The sequence below is a fragment of the Winogradskyella aurantia genome, assembly GCF_002266855.1.
GTDB lineage: Bacteria > Bacteroidota > Bacteroidia > Flavobacteriales > Flavobacteriaceae > Winogradskyella > Winogradskyella aurantia.
In genome coordinates this window covers 299,337-315,006 of record NZ_NGJN01000005.1, presented here as the reverse complement: position 1 = coordinate 315,006, position 15,670 = coordinate 299,337, and the positions used below count along the sequence as shown (strand labels likewise).

The window sequence follows — 15,670 nt, the reverse complement described above, 5'->3', positions numbered from 1 at the left end:
AGAGAGACAAGAGGACTGATACGTATAAAGGAACTGCGATTCCAAAGACCGTTTTAGTTCTCCTCTTGTTTCTTAGTAAATGTAAACAACTGTAATTATGTTGTTGTAAAGTAAAGAAGACCGTTGGGACGGATTTAAAGCCTGCGGCTTGCACCAAGTCGCTACATTGCTGCGCAATTCCCGCCCCTTGGACATCCGTCCCAACGCCCTGCTAAACCAAATTGCAACATCGGTTGGGACTCAAAGCCTTAGGCCCCAACTTTGAAAACATCAAAAACCCGACCCAACAATTCCTAAAAGCAATTTGGTTCGTGATATCGCTATTTTCTTATGGAAGTCATGAATCTCGAAAGCTCGATTTGTTAACGTTCTGCTTGTCTTTAAAATTTATATGTAACTTTCAGTCACCATAAATTTTTAACCCAGAACGTCACCGCGTATAGCAGGGCGTTGTCATCAATTAAAAATACATTATGAAAGGAAACTATCTAACTTTATCAGCAAGTATAATAGTACTTTTTCTTTTTTGTAGCCTTAACGTTACAGGTCAACAAGTCATAAATCCTAAAAAAGGGTATTCTACTCAAGTCGGAGTTGTTATTTCAATGATGGAAGACTTAAAAAGAAGAGTAACAAACAGTGTACAAAACTTAAATCAAGAGGAAACCGATTTTCTTTTAGACTCAATGGCTAATAGACCAGGAGCTATTATTTTTCATTTAGCAGCTGTAGAAAAGTATTATCAGGTTTATACATTTGAAAATAGAGGATTTAATGAGGTTGAAAAGAAAAAGTGGGGAGTTGCACTGGATTTAGGTCAACTATCGAGAGATTCACTAATAAATAATCCAATTGATTACTATTTGGAGATATGGAATGAGGTACGAAAAGAAACATTAAAGTTACTGAAACAGAAAGATGATAAATGGTTTAAAAAGAAGATAAAAGGTAGTAATATGAATAATCATTGGGCTTGGTATCACGTAATGGAACATCAAGCAAACCATATGGGGCAAATTAGACTTATCTTAAAAAGAATTCCAAAATAGAACTGAATACAACATTGTATAAACGGCATTAAAACGACCGCTTCCAACTAAACGTTGGCACTTATTTGAGAAAATATGAATAACAAAAAAACTTATATTTTTTTATTAATGACCATTATTTGGTCTTGGACTTTTTGGTTTATTGGCTTAAATCTTCTTGCGAATGGAATTAACCAAGAATCAATTGGAAAATTTTTAATATTCTTTTTTACTGGTGTTTATGGACCTACGATTAGTGCGATTGCAACAACTCTTATCTTTGACGGATTTACAGGTGTATTGAGCTTACTAAAGAAAATATTTATTTGGAATGTTCCTTTTAAAAACTATTTATACATAATTCTTTTACCTATATTTTTTATAATTATTGGAATAGGATTATATAATATATTTATTGGAGATATCGGGAGTTTTGACCTAATGGCTTTTATTTCGATACCGACTATATTAGGGGCTGGATTTTATGCTGGACCTTTAGGAGAAGAGCTTGGATGGAGAGGCTTTTTATTACCCGAATTACAAAAAAAATATACAAACTTAAAAAGTGCAATCATAATTGGAGTTATTTGGTTTATTTGGCATATTCCACTTTGGTGGGCACCTTTTGGTACTTTAGTTAGTGGAGAATCAATTTCTTTTTTAACTGTAACAACGTATTTTCTAATGCTAATCTGTTTATCAATCATAATCACTTGGTTAGTAATTAATTCTAAAGGAAGCGTTCTAGTTGCAATCTTATTTCACTTATCCATTAATGCAGGAATAACTTTGCTGTTTTTCCCGGAATTGAATCTGGATTTTAAAAAAGTACATTTATTATCTAGTGTCGGAATGCTAATATTTACAGGAATATTGATTGCTAGAAATAAATTAAAAACAAGTGCCAACAATGGCTATAAGTAATGGCGCTGTTCTCGCCTACTCTTGAAAGTTTGCTAACGCACAGTTCGCACTGCATGCTTGTGTCTAGCGGATTTTTGCTACGCACAGTTCATTTTGTTCCTGTCTATTCGGTTTGTATTTGTTAAATTAGTTGCTTAAACCACGCAACGAAATCATCCACCAGAACGTTATAAGTAATCTTTAAAAACCAATGAATAACAAAAAATCGATACTCTTAATTTTATCATTTATTCTTGTTTGTGGGTGTAAAAAAAACAGAAAAACAGTAGAAAGAGAAAATTGGTGGCTTTGGACTGCTAATTGGAATCCGAATAACAACCAAATTTCTGTCGGAGGTACTCAAGATACATTAAGGCTGTTTTCATCAGAAACTTATCAATTGACAGATAATATTCCATTACGAGGTACAATTACAAAAACGAAATGGCATCCATTTAAAAACAAGTTAGCTATTTCAATGCAAGATGAAAAATCGAAATCATTGATATTAGACCCTATATCAAGGGAACAAGTCGTACTTGATAGTATTGATGAATCTGGTGCAAGGGCTATTGGCTGGAACAATAAAGGAGATCTACTTGCGGTTGGAGATTATGGTGGCTTTCTAAATATTTACAATGAAAGTGGCGCAATCATTAAAAGGATTAACACAAAACAAAAAGGTCTCATTGGATTAGACTGGCATCCAGAAAAAAACGTAATTACAGTTGTTGGCGAGAGAATATCTATTTACGATTTTGACAACGATTCTATTTATGATATTAAGCCGAGAAAAGAAAATGTCCTTATGCTTTGTGTAGCATGGAATCCGAATGGTAAGTTCTTTGTTACAGCGGACTACGGCGATTATGAAAAGGATTACCCACCATTATTACAGTTTTGGTCAGCCGATGGCGAAAATTTAAGAAATATCAATAAAAGTAAAGCTGAATTTAGAAACATAAAATGGAGCAGAGATGGAAAAACTTTAGCAACCGCGAGTGAAGCATTACGGCTCTGGAATGAAAATGGCGATTTACTCAAGGAATCCAAATCGGAAAATCTTCTTTGGGGAATTGATTGGAATAAATCAGATAGCAAAATAATGACTACAGACGAAAAAGGAAAAATTATAATTTGGGATAAAGAACTAAAGCAAATTAAAGAAATAAAGTACTGAAAAATGACTACTTACAAAAATGTAGCATACATTTAATAAATAAGCCAATTAATAATCAAACAATGAAAACATTAATTATAACAGTCTCCTTAATGTTCTTGACACAATTTGAAGTGACAGCTCAAACAGAATTTGTGTTAGAACCTTCTCAGAGTATGATAATGACCGGGAAAGGGCCTGGGCAAGACGGAACAATTAATCCATATTTTGGACAAAATTGCTATGCAATAGTTAAAAATATTGGAAAAAGACAGTTCTCCATAAGAGTTCAACAAGATGGGGAAATCATAGAGGAGATTTCTATTCAAAAAGACGAACTAAAAAAAGTAAAGCTCTTAAAAGGTTACGAACTGTACCTAGATCCCAATCCAGAAGGAATAGCAAAAGCCAGCGTAGAATACGATAAAATAGACGACTAAAAAACGTATGCTACTAATGGCTATAAGTAATGGCGTCATTATCCCTGACTTACGAAAATTACTTGCGCCAGCCCGCCTGCCGTAAGGATAGGTTCACTCTGTTTGTGCCTATGTTGTTTGTATTTGCTAAATTAGATGAAGAAACAAAGCACTCAGCATACAAGAACACCATAGCCACATTTTAAAATGATAATGAAACATCTATTATTGGGATTTATATTTGGAATATCGCTGTCATTTATATCTTGGATAGTCGGAATGATAGTCAATAGCATTCTAATGAAAACAGAATATTATAATAAACTGTCAAATCTGAATTTTATAGAGAATAAAGGGCTAAATAAAACGATCGGACTGACCTACTTCAAATGGGCTGTAAAAAACACGTTCTTTAAATTCTTCAATCAAAAACTAAAGGTAGATAGTAAAAGTACTGATTTGGCCCAACTGCGAAATGACATGATTTATTCTGAAATAAGCCATTTAATCGGATTTATTTTTGTAACCTTTTTTGCAATTTTTAAAAGTTTTGAGGTGGGATTCATATTCGGACTCACAATGATGATTCCAAATATTTTAATGAATCTCTATCCCTCATTATTACAGCAAGAAAACAAAAGGCGCATCGACAGAATATTAAAAATAAAAACTGTCGCTAACAAGGTATAACGGCATTTGTCGCACCATTTCGCTGCGCTCGTGCGGAGGATTCGACTGCACTTAAACTGCGCTAAAGGCAAGCTAAAGCAAATCCACTCGGAATTACTAACGACAACTTAACCGAAAAATAGTAACTTTAAATCCGTAACTGACGGTTATGCGAGACCATCGTGCGTCATAAGAGAAAAATACATTTCAAAATAAAATGGGAAAGCCGACAACCGACCAAAATAGGCATTAAACAATTAGAATTATGAAAAAAATAACCAACCGACTAACATTACTCGCAACACTCTGCGTATTGACTTTTGGACTACAAAGCTGTGAACAAAACCAAAAGGAAGAAACGCAAGAAGTTGAAAAAGAGGTAATAATTGAACCAGAGAAACCTGAATATTTTCTCTTGAGACCAGAAGTGGAAAAAGCTTATGGATATTCCCACGCCGTGAAAATTGGAAATAGCATTAAAATTTCTGGAGCAGTAAGTATGGACGATGAAGGAAATCCAACCGCAGTTGGTGATATAGAACAACAGATGAGAAACTGTTATGCTGATTTGGAAAAAATATTAAAACATTTTGGTTGCACATTTGACGATGTAGTAAAAGAAGATGTTTTTACAACTGATATGGCACAAATGCTAGAAAAATCAGCATATAGAGCCGAAATTTATAAAAACGGATTCCCAACTGGAACTTGGCTTGAAGTAAAGGGTTTAGCATTACCTGAATTTATGATTGAAATCGAACTTGAAGTACATAAATCTGAATAAAAGTACGAACGCACAACAAGGTATAACCGCAATTTGCTGCAGCCAGTTCGCTGTGCTCGTGTCAGCTAATTCGACTATCCTTCTACTGCGCTCAAAACAGGCTCAAGCGAATTCACTCGGAATTACTAACGTCAGCTTAACCAAAAAATAGTAACTTTAAATCCATAAATGACGGTTATGCGAGACCATTGATGGTAATTTAGTAATGCATTATGCCCAGGAAGAAATACTATAAATATGCACACTTCTATTTAACTCTAGGGTTGGTCATAGTCCTATTGGGATTTAGTACCACCTACTTTAGTAGGTTAGGAGAATTTACTATTCCATATCATATCCATGGTATAAGTGCCACGTTATGGATGATATTACTCATTATCCAACCATATCTATTTCAAAAAGGCAAACTTAAAGCTCATAGATATTTGGGCTGGTCATCATTATTATTAATTCCGACTATAGTCATTTGTGGAATTATCATGATGAGAATGATGATTCAAGGACAGGAAAATTATCCGCCAAACTTAGTCTATCAACTCGCTTTTATAGATGCTTGTACTCTGGTTAGTTTTGCCCTTCTTTATGCATTGGGTTTAATTTACCGAAAGAAACTAAAGTTACATTCCAAATTTATGGTTGCCACAATATTTGGACCCTTGCTACCTGCTTTAGCAAGGATGTTCTTGTTTACTTTTGGAATAGCTTCAAATTTTAATCAAGCCTTGACATATTCTTATTTGGCCCTTGAAATCTCATTATTGCTAATCATCTGGAAAGAAAGAGGTGAAAAAGAAATAAGGCTCACTTATATCCCTTTTTTAATCTTCATTCTGATACAACACGGACTCATGTATTACTCTGATGAGTGGGCCTGGTGGAAAGTACTTATGGATAATTTTGCAAACTATGGATAATCAGGAAATTAAAATAAAAACTACCACCAAAAATGTATAACCGCAATTTGCTTCGCACAGTTCGCTTTAGCCTGTCTTGAGCTCCAGTCGAAAGGCTCGTGTCTATCTGTGATTTATTTGCTAAATTAGGTGCTTAACTACGCAACACACGGGACGCCTTAAAGCGTCGAACTGGTGAAGCAAACCATAAACAAGACCGTAGTGCACGATTAAAACTAACAATACCACCAGATGAATTCAATAGACACCAAAATTAAATTTATAGGGATTGCATTGACATCATTTTTCATCAGCATTTCATCCCTATTTGCTCAAAATAAACCAGAAAATCTTGAATTAAAAATTGATAGTTTATTCTCTTATTATGACGAGGAAACACGTCCTGGAATTGCAATAGGTATTATGTTAAATGATGACGTATTGTTGGCAAAAGGTTATGGGTTAGCCAATCTCGATGGTGAGATTCCTATATCGAGCAAAACCTTGTTTAATATTGGTTCCGTGTCCAAGCAATTCACAGCATACGCAATTGCCCAATTGGAAAGGCAAGGGAAACTATCATATAGTGATGACATTCGTAACTATTTACCAGATTTAAACGACTTTGGATATATTATAACAATAGACAATTTGCTATTTCACAACTCTGGTATACGTGGTAGTGGCATATTAAGAGGTTATATCGAAGGTAAGGAGGAAGTCGGCAAGGTGATTACACAAGATGATCAGCTACGTCTTATTTATCAGCAAGAGGAGTTGAACTTCCCACCTGGAACCCAAAATATGTACTCAAACTCTGGGTATATTCTATTGAGCAAAATTGTTGAGGAAGTTTCTGAAATGTCTTTATCAGACTATTTGAAGCAGACAGTTTTTAAACCTCTTGAAATGCATTCTACATTCTTACCTAGTCAGCCCATAAAAACTATTCAAAATAGAGCAATTCCTTATGTAGAGGAAAACGGCCAGTTCGTCAAAGCAGAAGGCATGTTGTGGGCCCAATACGGCTCTTCAGGTATTTATTCTAATGTTGAAGATTTGATTAAATGGCAAAGACATATTCATGACAAAAAATATATGTTGAGAACTGACCCTAAAACCAGTTCTGTTTTTGCAATGGGATTAATGTTGAATAAAGATTCTGACGGAAGACCAGATGAAATATTTCATTTCGGTAGTGTGCCAGGCTATAAATCAATTGTAAGATATTATCCTGAGATTAATTTAGATGTGATAACTCTTTCTAATCTCGACAATAATACAGATGCCAAAAAAATTGCGTCCATAAAAACTTTTTTTGGTGAGCAGAATAAGAAAGACGGACTTCAAACAAATAAGGAGGTTCCAATAAGTTACCTCAAGCAATTTGAAGGTACATATTTAATTATGGGAGATAATGCTCCTGTCGCTGTTGAAGGTAAAACCCTGACTGTGCAAACTCCAATGGGTAAAATGAATTTGGAACCTACTGGCCGAAACGAATTTACTATGGCAGGAACAAACAGAAAGATTGTATTTGATGAGTCTTTAGAATTTTTTACGCTTAAGACAGGTAGTGCTGAATTAAAGGCAACACGTGTTGTAGAAGAAAAGACTGAATCAACCTATACAAATGAATTGAGCATTTTTACAGGAAAGTATCGATCACCCGAATTAAATATTACTAATCAAATTGAATTCAAGGATAAAGTGCTCGTGTTAACGACAGCGTCAAATCAAAAAATTGAACTTAAAAGAGTTGGCGAAACTACTTTTGAAGGGCTTAAATCATACTACTACAAAAGTGTTGATTTTGAACTCAATGACAATGAAGTATCTTTATTTAGAGTATCTGATGAAGCAGGTTGGGTTCAAAAACTATTGTTTGAAAAATATTAATTCCAGCCTTAAAGGGATTAAAAAAACTGTGCACAACCTTTACTATACGTAATGTCACCCTTCTCGCCTACTTCTGAAAATTTTCTAACATACAGTTGGCACTGCGTGCTCTTGTCTCGAAAATCTTGAGTTTGGTTTGTTCTTGGAAAATTGATTGCTTTGGCCGTTGCCTATTTGGAAAATTCCTTCGGAAGTTTTTCACGCTTGTTTTTGTTTTCTAAATTAGATGCGCTAACACGCAACTAGCTATAAACCAACCTTTGGCAATTATATTAAATATATTTTTTATGAAATTAAACAATAGTCTTTTAATACTTATGATAATAGGATTTCTTGGGTGCAAACAAAAACCAAGTGAGGAAAAAATCGTAGAGGTTAAAAATCCAAAAGTGGTTAATTTTGATAACAAATTAGCCTTCAATGAATTTAGCAAACTCAATTTAGACGATAAATGTGTTAATCTTCTCGACCCTACTAATACGTCTGAAGCTGAACGTAAATCAGTTATCAATTCATGGTCAAATTTTCATAAAAATGTCACTAGATTTTTAAAAGAGGAAAAATTTGATTGGGAAGTTGCTGATTCAACTATTAGTATTTACAACAGAATTTATTTTGATAAAAATGGTAATATTAACTACTACGTATTTAATATCAACAACCCTTCTATCACAGAAGAAAAAAAAGCTGAATTTGAAAATGTTCTGCTGAAATTCAGTAAAGATGTTCAGCTAGATTTACAAAGAAATCAGGCCTTTTCTCAATGCGGAAAAACAACATACGTAAACTATTAATATTCTATTGTCAACATTGTATAACCACAATTTGCTGGCACCAGTTCGCTTCGCTCATGTCTATTGGAATATTTGCTTCGCACAGTTCGCTTCAGCCTGTCTTGAGCCCCAGTCGAAAGGCTCGTGTCTATCTGTGATTTATTTGCTAAATTAATTGCTTAACCACGCAACACACGAGACGCCTTAAAGCGTCGAACTGGTGAAGCAAACCATACACAAACACGTTGTAAAACATTTAACCAAATTTATGCAACATAGGTAAATGAATATCGTCTTTTAAAAAAATAGAATTTATGAGAAAAATAATTTTGACTTTGACATTAGCATTGTTTACAGCAACGGCTTTTGCGACTGAAATTGTAGCTACTGTTGTATTTGAAAATTTAACGGACAAGGAACTAAAATCAGGAACATTCACAATTATTGACCTGAACAAAAAAATTGACATTTCCAAAGCTGAGAGTTTTAAAATCACTTTGCCAGAAAAAGGTAAATACCAATTTAGTTTTGTATCGGACAATTTTACTTGCTATACTTTTTATCCAGCAAGAATCAACAAAAAGAAAAACACAATCACAGTTCAATTAATGGAAAAAACCGAATTCAAGAGCGGTGGGATTTACTCTTTCCAAATAAATTTGGAAACTAATTTGACAGATGAACAAATCGAGCAACGCCTTGCAGATGGAACTCTAAATTTTATAATACACGGAATTGATAATTCAATACCAAAAGAATATTTGGAATTTAAAGAAAAATATGGAATTGGTCTTGTAAAAGAGAATTGTGTAATTGACCCTTTGTCTTTTAAGAAAGCAACAGAAAATAATCAAATGATTTTCGACTTTTTAAACAAAAAATACGGAATTGAATGGCAAACCGAATTGAAAACAAAACCATTCGGAATAAAATAAAAAACGTTTTACAACAATGGCTATAATATATTGCTACTGTTAGTTAACATTAACAATTTTTCCTACATTTATTCCTTAAACATATCTTGAAGAATTTCGTTACGTTGTTTGCTTTTATTATATGGAAAAAACAAGCAACGCTTTGCAAACTGCTTACCACCATGAAATTATACACAAACACGTCGTACTTCATTACCAGAAACTGCTAAGAGTCTTGTTTAAACGGGCCATGAATATGATAAAATTCTTTAGACAAATTAGACAAAAACTACTATCTGAAAACAAATTCAGCAAGTATTTGTTTTATGCCATTGGCGAAATTATTCTTGTGGTTATTGGTATTCTTATTGCCTTATCAATTAATAATTGGAATTCAGATAGAATAGATTCCATAAAAGAGCAAAATTTACTGAAAGAACTAAAATCAGATTATCTTTCAAATGTAAAAGAAATAGAAGTTACTTTAAATCAAATGATTACCCAACAAGTAGCCTATGAAAGAATATTTGATTATTTAGACAATAACAAACCAGTAGACAGTGCCTTACAAAAAAGTTTTGAATATATTCAGGGAATAGGTGTTTTTAATAGCTCTAATACCACCTACAAGTTTATAGAGACTAATGGTATTAATCTATTAAGCAATTCAGAAATAAGAAAAGATGCTACAATTTTATATGATGAATATTTCAGTAATATAGTTGTTAGAAGAAATAATCATTATCATCTCATTCAAAATAATCTCATGCCTTTTATGAAAAAAGAATTTAGGTCATCAAGTGTTTATTATGAAGAAAATAACACAACCAGACTTATTCTTAATGTCCCTATTAATTTTGAAAGATTAAGAGAGCATATTGAATTTAGAAATACCTTAATTGAAATATACGATTATACCATAATCAGAAAGGTTGCTTTAGAAAAGACGCTTCATTTGTTGAATGACAAAATCATGACTTTAGAAGAAAATATTCTTAAATAACAAACCAAAATACAGTTTATGTACTGATTCAATAAAGTATAAATAACGAACATGATTATATTCTTTAGATTATCGAAACAAAATTTTGCTTTTGCAAAATCAAAGCTCTTGCACAGCTTTGGTGAGAATACAATTTGTCTCATAAACATCCTTTTATGATAAAATTTTTTAGAACAATCAGATACGACCTTATGGAAAAGAACAAAATAGGAAGGTATTTGAAGTATGCACTAGGCGAAATTGTTCTTGTAGTCATAGGTATTCTTATTGCATTACAAATCAATAACTGGAATGAGAACAGAAAGGAAATTTCTAAATCATTGAACTACCTCAAAGAATTTCGGAAAGATTTAATCACAGATACAATTAGTTTTAATCAAGCATTGACAGGATTATCGAGAGATATAAATTCAGAGGTGTGGGCATTGAAAAAGACTAAATACAATCTTACGGATTCTGACTCCATTCTGGCAGCATTGGGCAGAACGTATTATGATAGAAGAATTAATACTCGAACGTTTAGTAGTGTGCAAAATTCAGGAAATTCTAAATTGATTGGATATGACAGCATATTTGGAATTATTTCTGGTTACTACATTAAAACTAACGAAAGATTGACGTCACATACAGAATGGGACAAAAGAGCAGTAACGGAAGGGCAAGATTACAAAACACTGTTATATAGTGAGATTGAAGTAGACAATAACTACATTAAAAAAAATAGCCGAACGCTTTATGCCCAAGATTTCCCAATGATTACTGATTCCAGTGAACAAGCAATGAAAATTATAAAATTTGCCACAACAGTGCAGGCAAGAAATAACTTAAAGGAAAATTATATTCGACACCTAAGGCTAAAAAATGTATTTAATCAAACCAAACAAGAAGCTAAAGATTTGATAACATCAATTGATGAAGAGTTAAAGAACTAATCAAAACGCAACACCATATAAAAAAATAGCCATTTGAGTTTCAATTCAAGTCGCCGTTATGTTTTATTTTGTAAATTTCTGTTGTAAAACACTACGTAAAATTCGTTTCTAGGCATACGCAAATTGTGCTATGGGATAAAAAAGTATAACAACATAAAATGAAACAATTCATCACTTTTTTACTATTGAGTCTGACTTTAATAAACTGCAACCAAGAGGAGAATAAAAAAAACAATGTTAAAGCAGAAAAAAGAAAACCTATTGAATCAATGGATACCATTCCAAAAGTAACCGGAATTGGGGGAATATTCTTTAAATCAAGTAGTCCCAACAAAACCAAAGAATGGTATCGTGATAATTTAGGTTTTTCGGTTGATGACTATGGTTCCCCATTTGAGTTTAGGAATGCAAATAAACCTGAAGAGATTAATTATTTGAATTGGGATGTCTTTCAAGATTCTACAGATTATTTTAATCCCTCCAAAAAAGAATTTATGATAAACTATAGGGTTCAAAATATCGAGGGACTATTGCGTAAATTAAAAAACAATGGCGTCACAATTATTGATGAAATTGCGACCTATGACTATGGAAAATTTGTACACATATTGGATTCCGAAGGGAATAAAATTGAATTATGGGAGCCTGTTGATAGCGTTCTCACGAAAATGGGAAGGCAAACAACAAAATAAAACCCATCACACAACAATGTAAATAAGTAATAGCGGTAAGGTGAATAATGCGATAGATAAAATATACAATTAGGTTGTTGTAAAATATAAAGGTTTGTGGATAGAAATCCGCAATTACCGACCCACCAAATCGCTGTATCCATTTTTTTAAAAATCTACATAACGAACCTCTATCCTCATCCAAAATACATTTTTAGTGTACATATAGAAAATAGCTTCTTAAATGTGAAAAGAAGTTAAGGACAAGCAAAAAGGGCTACTTTATAAACCTGTACGTTTTATATTCGGCTCCCGAGATTATCATTAAATTTTAAAAATACTGTTATGATACCAAGTAAAAATCTCCTCCCCAACACCGCAATCCTGGCCTTAATTTTCACTTTTAGTGTATTCGGATTTGCTCAAAGAACTGTGTCAATGTCGAATACCGAAACTAAACGAGAAGTCTCTATGTCTAATGCAACAAGTAAAAGTACCAATGGCATTTACAGGTTTTATGCAAAAGGGGAAAACCAACCTTTCACAGGGGTATTATTTGCAAAATATTCTAATGGCAATTATTCCTCTTGGCAAGAATATGTAAATGGAGTTGGACAAGGAAAATGGATAAATTACTACGACAACGGTAACTATAAAGAAATAGGATACTATAACAACAATCTAGTTGAAGGACCAATTAAAAAGTATTACGAAAACGGAGTTCTTAAAGCAGAAGGTAATTATAAGGACTGGCGAATTAAGATTGGTAAGTGGAGGTACTATGATAACAGGGGTAACCTCAAATCCACAATTGATTATGGCGAAAAAGGTAGTGTTGAGGAAGTGCAGCAATATTACGACAGAGGAGAAATCTCCTATAGCTGGTACTCCGATATTCTTTCAAAAAACGGATTCAAGGAATAGACTTAGTTATAAATATTCAGGATAACACCATAAATATAACGTGAATAACCCATAGCGAATAAGTTGTTTATTGGAAACTTTGTACTTTAGTAGTGTTTCGATGCCTATACAAAGTATGCTACAAATTCTCCTAGAATTGGAACCATATACTAAAACGTAGGACACGATAATAGCGAAGACTGATGGGCCTATGGAAAAAGAGACAGAAATCTATTAAAGCACAGATTATGAAATACGTTATTACTCTAATGGTTCTTCTTTTATCCAATCATACTTATGGACAGGCCATAAGTCAAATAGACACTCTGGCTTCAGGTGAATTGATACTTAAACAAGAAATCGTTATTAACGCATCAATTGAAAAGGTTTGGAATGCCTATACAACGCCTGAAGGATGGAAAGCATGGGTGACTCCAATTGTAGAAATGGACTTCAAAATTAATGGAACTATAAAATCACATTATGATTCAACAGCTACTATTGGCGACAAGGGAACCATTGTAAATCACATACTCAATTACGTTCCTTATAAATTAATAACAATGCAAGCAGAGTTAAATGAAAACTTTCCGGAATTTATGATAGGTGAAGAAAAGAACTTATATAGTATCGTTGACTTTGATACGTTGAGTGAAAACCAGACCAGATTAACCATTTATGGAATTGGCTATAAAAATGAACAACAATGGATTGATTTGCTCAAATTCTTTATTCGAGGAAATGAAATGTCTCTCAATAAATTGAAGACTTATTTAGAATAAATTTGACTATTGATGTGTTCGGATAAATACACCACTAACCACTAACCAGTGATAAAATTCTTTAGAAAAATTAGGCAAAGGTTACTGAATGAAAATAAATTCAGTAAATACCTGATCTACGCAATTGGCGAGATTGTACTGGTAATGATAGGGATTTTATTGGCATTTCAAGTTAATAGCTGGAAAGAACAACGAGATAATTCAAGTTTAGAGAAAGTGATGATGAAAAATCTCAATACGGAATTTAAAAACAACCTCCATAAGCTAAATGATTCACGAATGCAATATAAAGAAACTGAGAAATCCATAAGACTACTTATGTCATTTATGCAATTTTCTTCAGACGAATTAAAAAAAACAAACATTGATAGTTTAATTGCAAAGTCTATTGATGTTTACGATTATAGTCCTACACAAAATTCGTTAACTGAAATATTGGCTACTGGAAATTTAAAGTTGATAACCAAAGATTCCTTAAAGACAATGTTATTAGAATGGTCAGCGGAATTGAATGAAAAAGAAGAATCTTGGCAAACATTAGACGATTTTAATCAAAATTTAGTTTTACCGTATTTAACTAAAAAAGCTTCGATGCGAAACATAGATAAATATTCATTAATGAAGTGGAACGATAAATCGAAATTTGAAGTCAATTATGAAGATTTATTTGATGATATTGAATTTGAAAATCATTTAGATAATATTGGATGGGCAGTGGTAAATTATAGCATGACTTTGGAAAGATTGCAAAACATAGTTGAAAAAATAATTGAGATTACCAATGATTAAATCTTCAAAAGAAAAAACGAAAACACAACACCGTATATAATTAATTGTTAGCTTTAGCCAGTTTACAAAAGTCCGCACAGACTTTCTATCCGTGATTTATTTGCTAAATTAGGCACCCAACCTATTAACACACGCAAGACGCTATAACATAGAACCGGCGAAGACAACTATTTAAATTAGAAGATTTTTGTTCGGCATTTTAAAAAAATAAACTTAACAAAAGCAAACGCATGATATAATCAGCGAAGCTAAACTATGACCGTTTGAAACAATTGAAACTGTTGAGAAAACCGAATATTTTGAAAAGATTATGGAAAATGAATTAAAACCCTTTTGGCGTACATTTTTCAGTTTCAACTGGAAATTCGGACTTTTTTTAATTATTCTATTTTGCACTCCTCGTATAGTTTTGGTTTTACACGGAAACGTCATAGGTAATATGCAATTTGTGGGAATAACTATGCTGATTATGGCTATTGCACCCTTCATATTTTTAAGTAAGTACGGCAGAAAAAAAATCGGAATCAAAAAACCTACAAATAAACGATGGCTAATAATTGCATTTATAATTGGTAGTATTTTTAGCATTTTCCTTTACTTCCTAGGAGAGCTATTCTATGGTAATTCTTACGAAAATTGGTATAACTATATTGGAAAGTCTTATAATATTCCACAAAGAATTGACGAGCAAGGTAGACTTATAATGTTCATCATTTCTGCTTTAATTGCAATGACATTTAGTCCTTTTGGAGAGGAACTTTTTTTCAGAGGGATAGTACATTCAAGTTTTGCAAATTCCTTAGGTAACAAAAAAGCATCTGTAATTGACAGTTTGGCATTTGCAATTGTTCATATTTCTCATTTTGGGTTAGTCTTTCATAATCAAAAGTGGGAATTCCTACCAGTCCCAACGTTGATATGGGTTTTAAGTATGTTTATTGTAAGTCTTTTATTTTACGTTTGCCGCAAACGTTCAGGCTCCATTTTAGGAGCAATACTATGTCATTTAGCTTTCAATTTGGGAATGACTTACTGTATTTTCTATCCTATCATCGGGAAATAAAAACTACCACTAAAAATGCACATAGCTTATTGCTAATTACAAATCCCTTTTATTTCTTAAAAGATTAAACTAATGCATTCATTCTA

The 15,670-nt window shown here is 32.8% G+C and carries 17 protein-coding genes; all 17 read left to right on the top strand.

What is annotated here, in order from left to right:
* Positions 1–473 precede the first annotated feature (473 nt).
* The 17 genes from CA834_RS11095 to CA834_RS11015 all read left to right on the top strand — a co-directional run bounded on the left by CA834_RS11095 (position 474) and on the right by CA834_RS11015 (position 15,584).
* Complete coding sequence (locus CA834_RS11095; protein ID WP_094968768.1) at positions 474–1,049, top strand: mycothiol transferase; 576 nt, start codon at positions 474–476, stop codon at positions 1,047–1,049.
* A 75-nt stretch (positions 1,050–1,124) separates the two neighbouring features.
* Positions 1,125–1,952, top strand: coding sequence for a CPBP family intramembrane glutamic endopeptidase (locus tag CA834_RS11090; protein WP_094968767.1), 828 nt, complete (start codon positions 1,125–1,127; stop codon positions 1,950–1,952).
* Between the two features lie 190 nt (positions 1,953–2,142).
* Positions 2,143–3,111 (top strand): WD40 repeat domain-containing protein, encoded by a 969-nt coding sequence (locus CA834_RS11085; RefSeq protein WP_094968766.1) that lies wholly within the window; start codon positions 2,143–2,145, stop codon positions 3,109–3,111.
* 62 nt (positions 3,112–3,173) lie between these two features.
* The gene (locus CA834_RS11080; protein WP_094968765.1) at positions 3,174–3,530 is read left to right on the top strand and encodes a hypothetical protein; all 357 of its coding nucleotides are present in this window, start codon (positions 3,174–3,176) and stop codon (positions 3,528–3,530) included.
* 192 nt (positions 3,531–3,722) lie between these two features.
* Positions 3,723–4,199: a glycosyl-4,4'-diaponeurosporenoate acyltransferase CrtO family protein gene (locus CA834_RS11075; protein WP_094968786.1), complete on the top strand. Its 477-nt coding sequence runs from the start codon at positions 3,723–3,725 to the stop codon at positions 4,197–4,199.
* A 244-nt stretch (positions 4,200–4,443) separates the two neighbouring features.
* Positions 4,444–4,962: a RidA family protein gene (locus CA834_RS11070; protein ID WP_094968764.1), complete on the top strand. Its 519-nt coding sequence runs from the start codon at positions 4,444–4,446 to the stop codon at positions 4,960–4,962.
* 212 nt (positions 4,963–5,174) lie between these two features.
* On the top strand, positions 5,175–5,876 hold the full coding sequence (locus CA834_RS11065) for a hypothetical protein (RefSeq protein WP_094968763.1): 702 nt from the start codon (positions 5,175–5,177) through the stop codon (positions 5,874–5,876).
* A 231-nt stretch (positions 5,877–6,107) separates the two neighbouring features.
* Positions 6,108–7,754 (top strand): serine hydrolase domain-containing protein, encoded by a 1,647-nt coding sequence (locus CA834_RS11060; RefSeq protein WP_094968762.1) that lies wholly within the window; start codon positions 6,108–6,110, stop codon positions 7,752–7,754.
* A 287-nt stretch (positions 7,755–8,041) separates the two neighbouring features.
* Positions 8,042–8,548, top strand: a complete 507-nt coding sequence (locus CA834_RS11055; RefSeq protein WP_094968761.1) for a hypothetical protein — start codon at positions 8,042–8,044, stop codon at positions 8,546–8,548.
* Positions 8,549–8,841: 293 nt separating this feature from the next.
* Positions 8,842–9,462 carry an FEKKY domain-containing protein gene (locus CA834_RS11050; protein WP_094968760.1) on the top strand — a complete coding sequence of 207 codons (621 nt, stop codon included), beginning with the start codon at positions 8,842–8,844 and terminating at the stop codon, positions 9,460–9,462.
* Positions 9,463–9,697: 235 nt separating this feature from the next.
* Positions 9,698–10,444 (top strand): hypothetical protein, encoded by a 747-nt coding sequence (locus CA834_RS11045; protein WP_133085494.1) that lies wholly within the window; start codon positions 9,698–9,700, stop codon positions 10,442–10,444.
* A gap of 155 nt (positions 10,445–10,599) precedes the next feature.
* Positions 10,600–11,376 (top strand): DUF6090 family protein, encoded by a 777-nt coding sequence (locus tag CA834_RS11040; RefSeq protein WP_094968758.1) that lies wholly within the window; start codon positions 10,600–10,602, stop codon positions 11,374–11,376.
* 158 nt (positions 11,377–11,534) lie between these two features.
* Positions 11,535–12,068, top strand: coding sequence for a VOC family protein (locus CA834_RS11035; RefSeq protein WP_317042083.1), 534 nt, complete (start codon positions 11,535–11,537; stop codon positions 12,066–12,068).
* Between the two features lie 324 nt (positions 12,069–12,392).
* Complete coding sequence (locus CA834_RS11030) at positions 12,393–12,971, top strand: toxin-antitoxin system YwqK family antitoxin (RefSeq protein WP_133085493.1); 579 nt, start codon at positions 12,393–12,395, stop codon at positions 12,969–12,971.
* 227 nt (positions 12,972–13,198) lie between these two features.
* On the top strand, positions 13,199–13,732 hold the full coding sequence (locus CA834_RS11025) for an SRPBCC family protein (RefSeq protein WP_165764794.1): 534 nt from the start codon (positions 13,199–13,201) through the stop codon (positions 13,730–13,732).
* A gap of 48 nt (positions 13,733–13,780) precedes the next feature.
* Positions 13,781–14,521, top strand: coding sequence for a DUF6090 family protein (locus tag CA834_RS11020; RefSeq protein WP_133085492.1), 741 nt, complete (start codon positions 13,781–13,783; stop codon positions 14,519–14,521).
* A 310-nt stretch (positions 14,522–14,831) separates the two neighbouring features.
* On the top strand, positions 14,832–15,584 hold the full coding sequence (locus CA834_RS11015; protein ID WP_094968754.1) for a CPBP family intramembrane glutamic endopeptidase: 753 nt from the start codon (positions 14,832–14,834) through the stop codon (positions 15,582–15,584).
* The last annotated feature ends 86 nt before the right edge of the window (positions 15,585–15,670 follow it).

Excerpts from the sequence above, each read along its gene's own strand:
- CA834_RS11095 (WP_094968768.1), top strand. The coding sequence starts at position 474 with ATGAAAGGAAACTATCTAACTTTATCAGCAAGTATAATAGTACTTTTT.
- CA834_RS11090 (WP_094968767.1), top strand. The coding sequence starts at position 1,125 with ATGAATAACAAAAAAACTTATATTTTTTTATTAATGACCATTATTTGG.
- CA834_RS11085 (WP_094968766.1), top strand. The coding sequence starts at position 2,143 with ATGAATAACAAAAAATCGATACTCTTAATTTTATCATTTATTCTTGTT.
- CA834_RS11080 (WP_094968765.1), top strand. The coding sequence starts at position 3,174 with ATGAAAACATTAATTATAACAGTCTCCTTAATGTTCTTGACACAATTT.
- CA834_RS11075 (WP_094968786.1), top strand. The coding sequence starts at position 3,723 with ATGAAACATCTATTATTGGGATTTATATTTGGAATATCGCTGTCATTT.
- CA834_RS11070 (WP_094968764.1), top strand. The coding sequence starts at position 4,444 with ATGAAAAAAATAACCAACCGACTAACATTACTCGCAACACTCTGCGTA.
- CA834_RS11065 (WP_094968763.1), top strand. The coding sequence starts at position 5,175 with ATGCCCAGGAAGAAATACTATAAATATGCACACTTCTATTTAACTCTA.
- CA834_RS11060 (WP_094968762.1), top strand. The coding sequence starts at position 6,108 with ATGAATTCAATAGACACCAAAATTAAATTTATAGGGATTGCATTGACA.
- CA834_RS11055 (WP_094968761.1), top strand. The coding sequence starts at position 8,042 with ATGAAATTAAACAATAGTCTTTTAATACTTATGATAATAGGATTTCTT.
- CA834_RS11050 (WP_094968760.1), top strand. The coding sequence starts at position 8,842 with ATGAGAAAAATAATTTTGACTTTGACATTAGCATTGTTTACAGCAACG.
- CA834_RS11045 (WP_133085494.1), top strand. The coding sequence starts at position 9,698 with ATGATAAAATTCTTTAGACAAATTAGACAAAAACTACTATCTGAAAAC.
- CA834_RS11040 (WP_094968758.1), top strand. The coding sequence starts at position 10,600 with ATGATAAAATTTTTTAGAACAATCAGATACGACCTTATGGAAAAGAAC.
- CA834_RS11035 (WP_317042083.1), top strand. The coding sequence starts at position 11,535 with ATGAAACAATTCATCACTTTTTTACTATTGAGTCTGACTTTAATAAAC.
- CA834_RS11030 (WP_133085493.1), top strand. The coding sequence starts at position 12,393 with ATGATACCAAGTAAAAATCTCCTCCCCAACACCGCAATCCTGGCCTTA.
- CA834_RS11025 (WP_165764794.1), top strand. The coding sequence starts at position 13,199 with ATGAAATACGTTATTACTCTAATGGTTCTTCTTTTATCCAATCATACT.
- CA834_RS11015 (WP_094968754.1), top strand. The coding sequence starts at position 14,832 with ATGGAAAATGAATTAAAACCCTTTTGGCGTACATTTTTCAGTTTCAAC.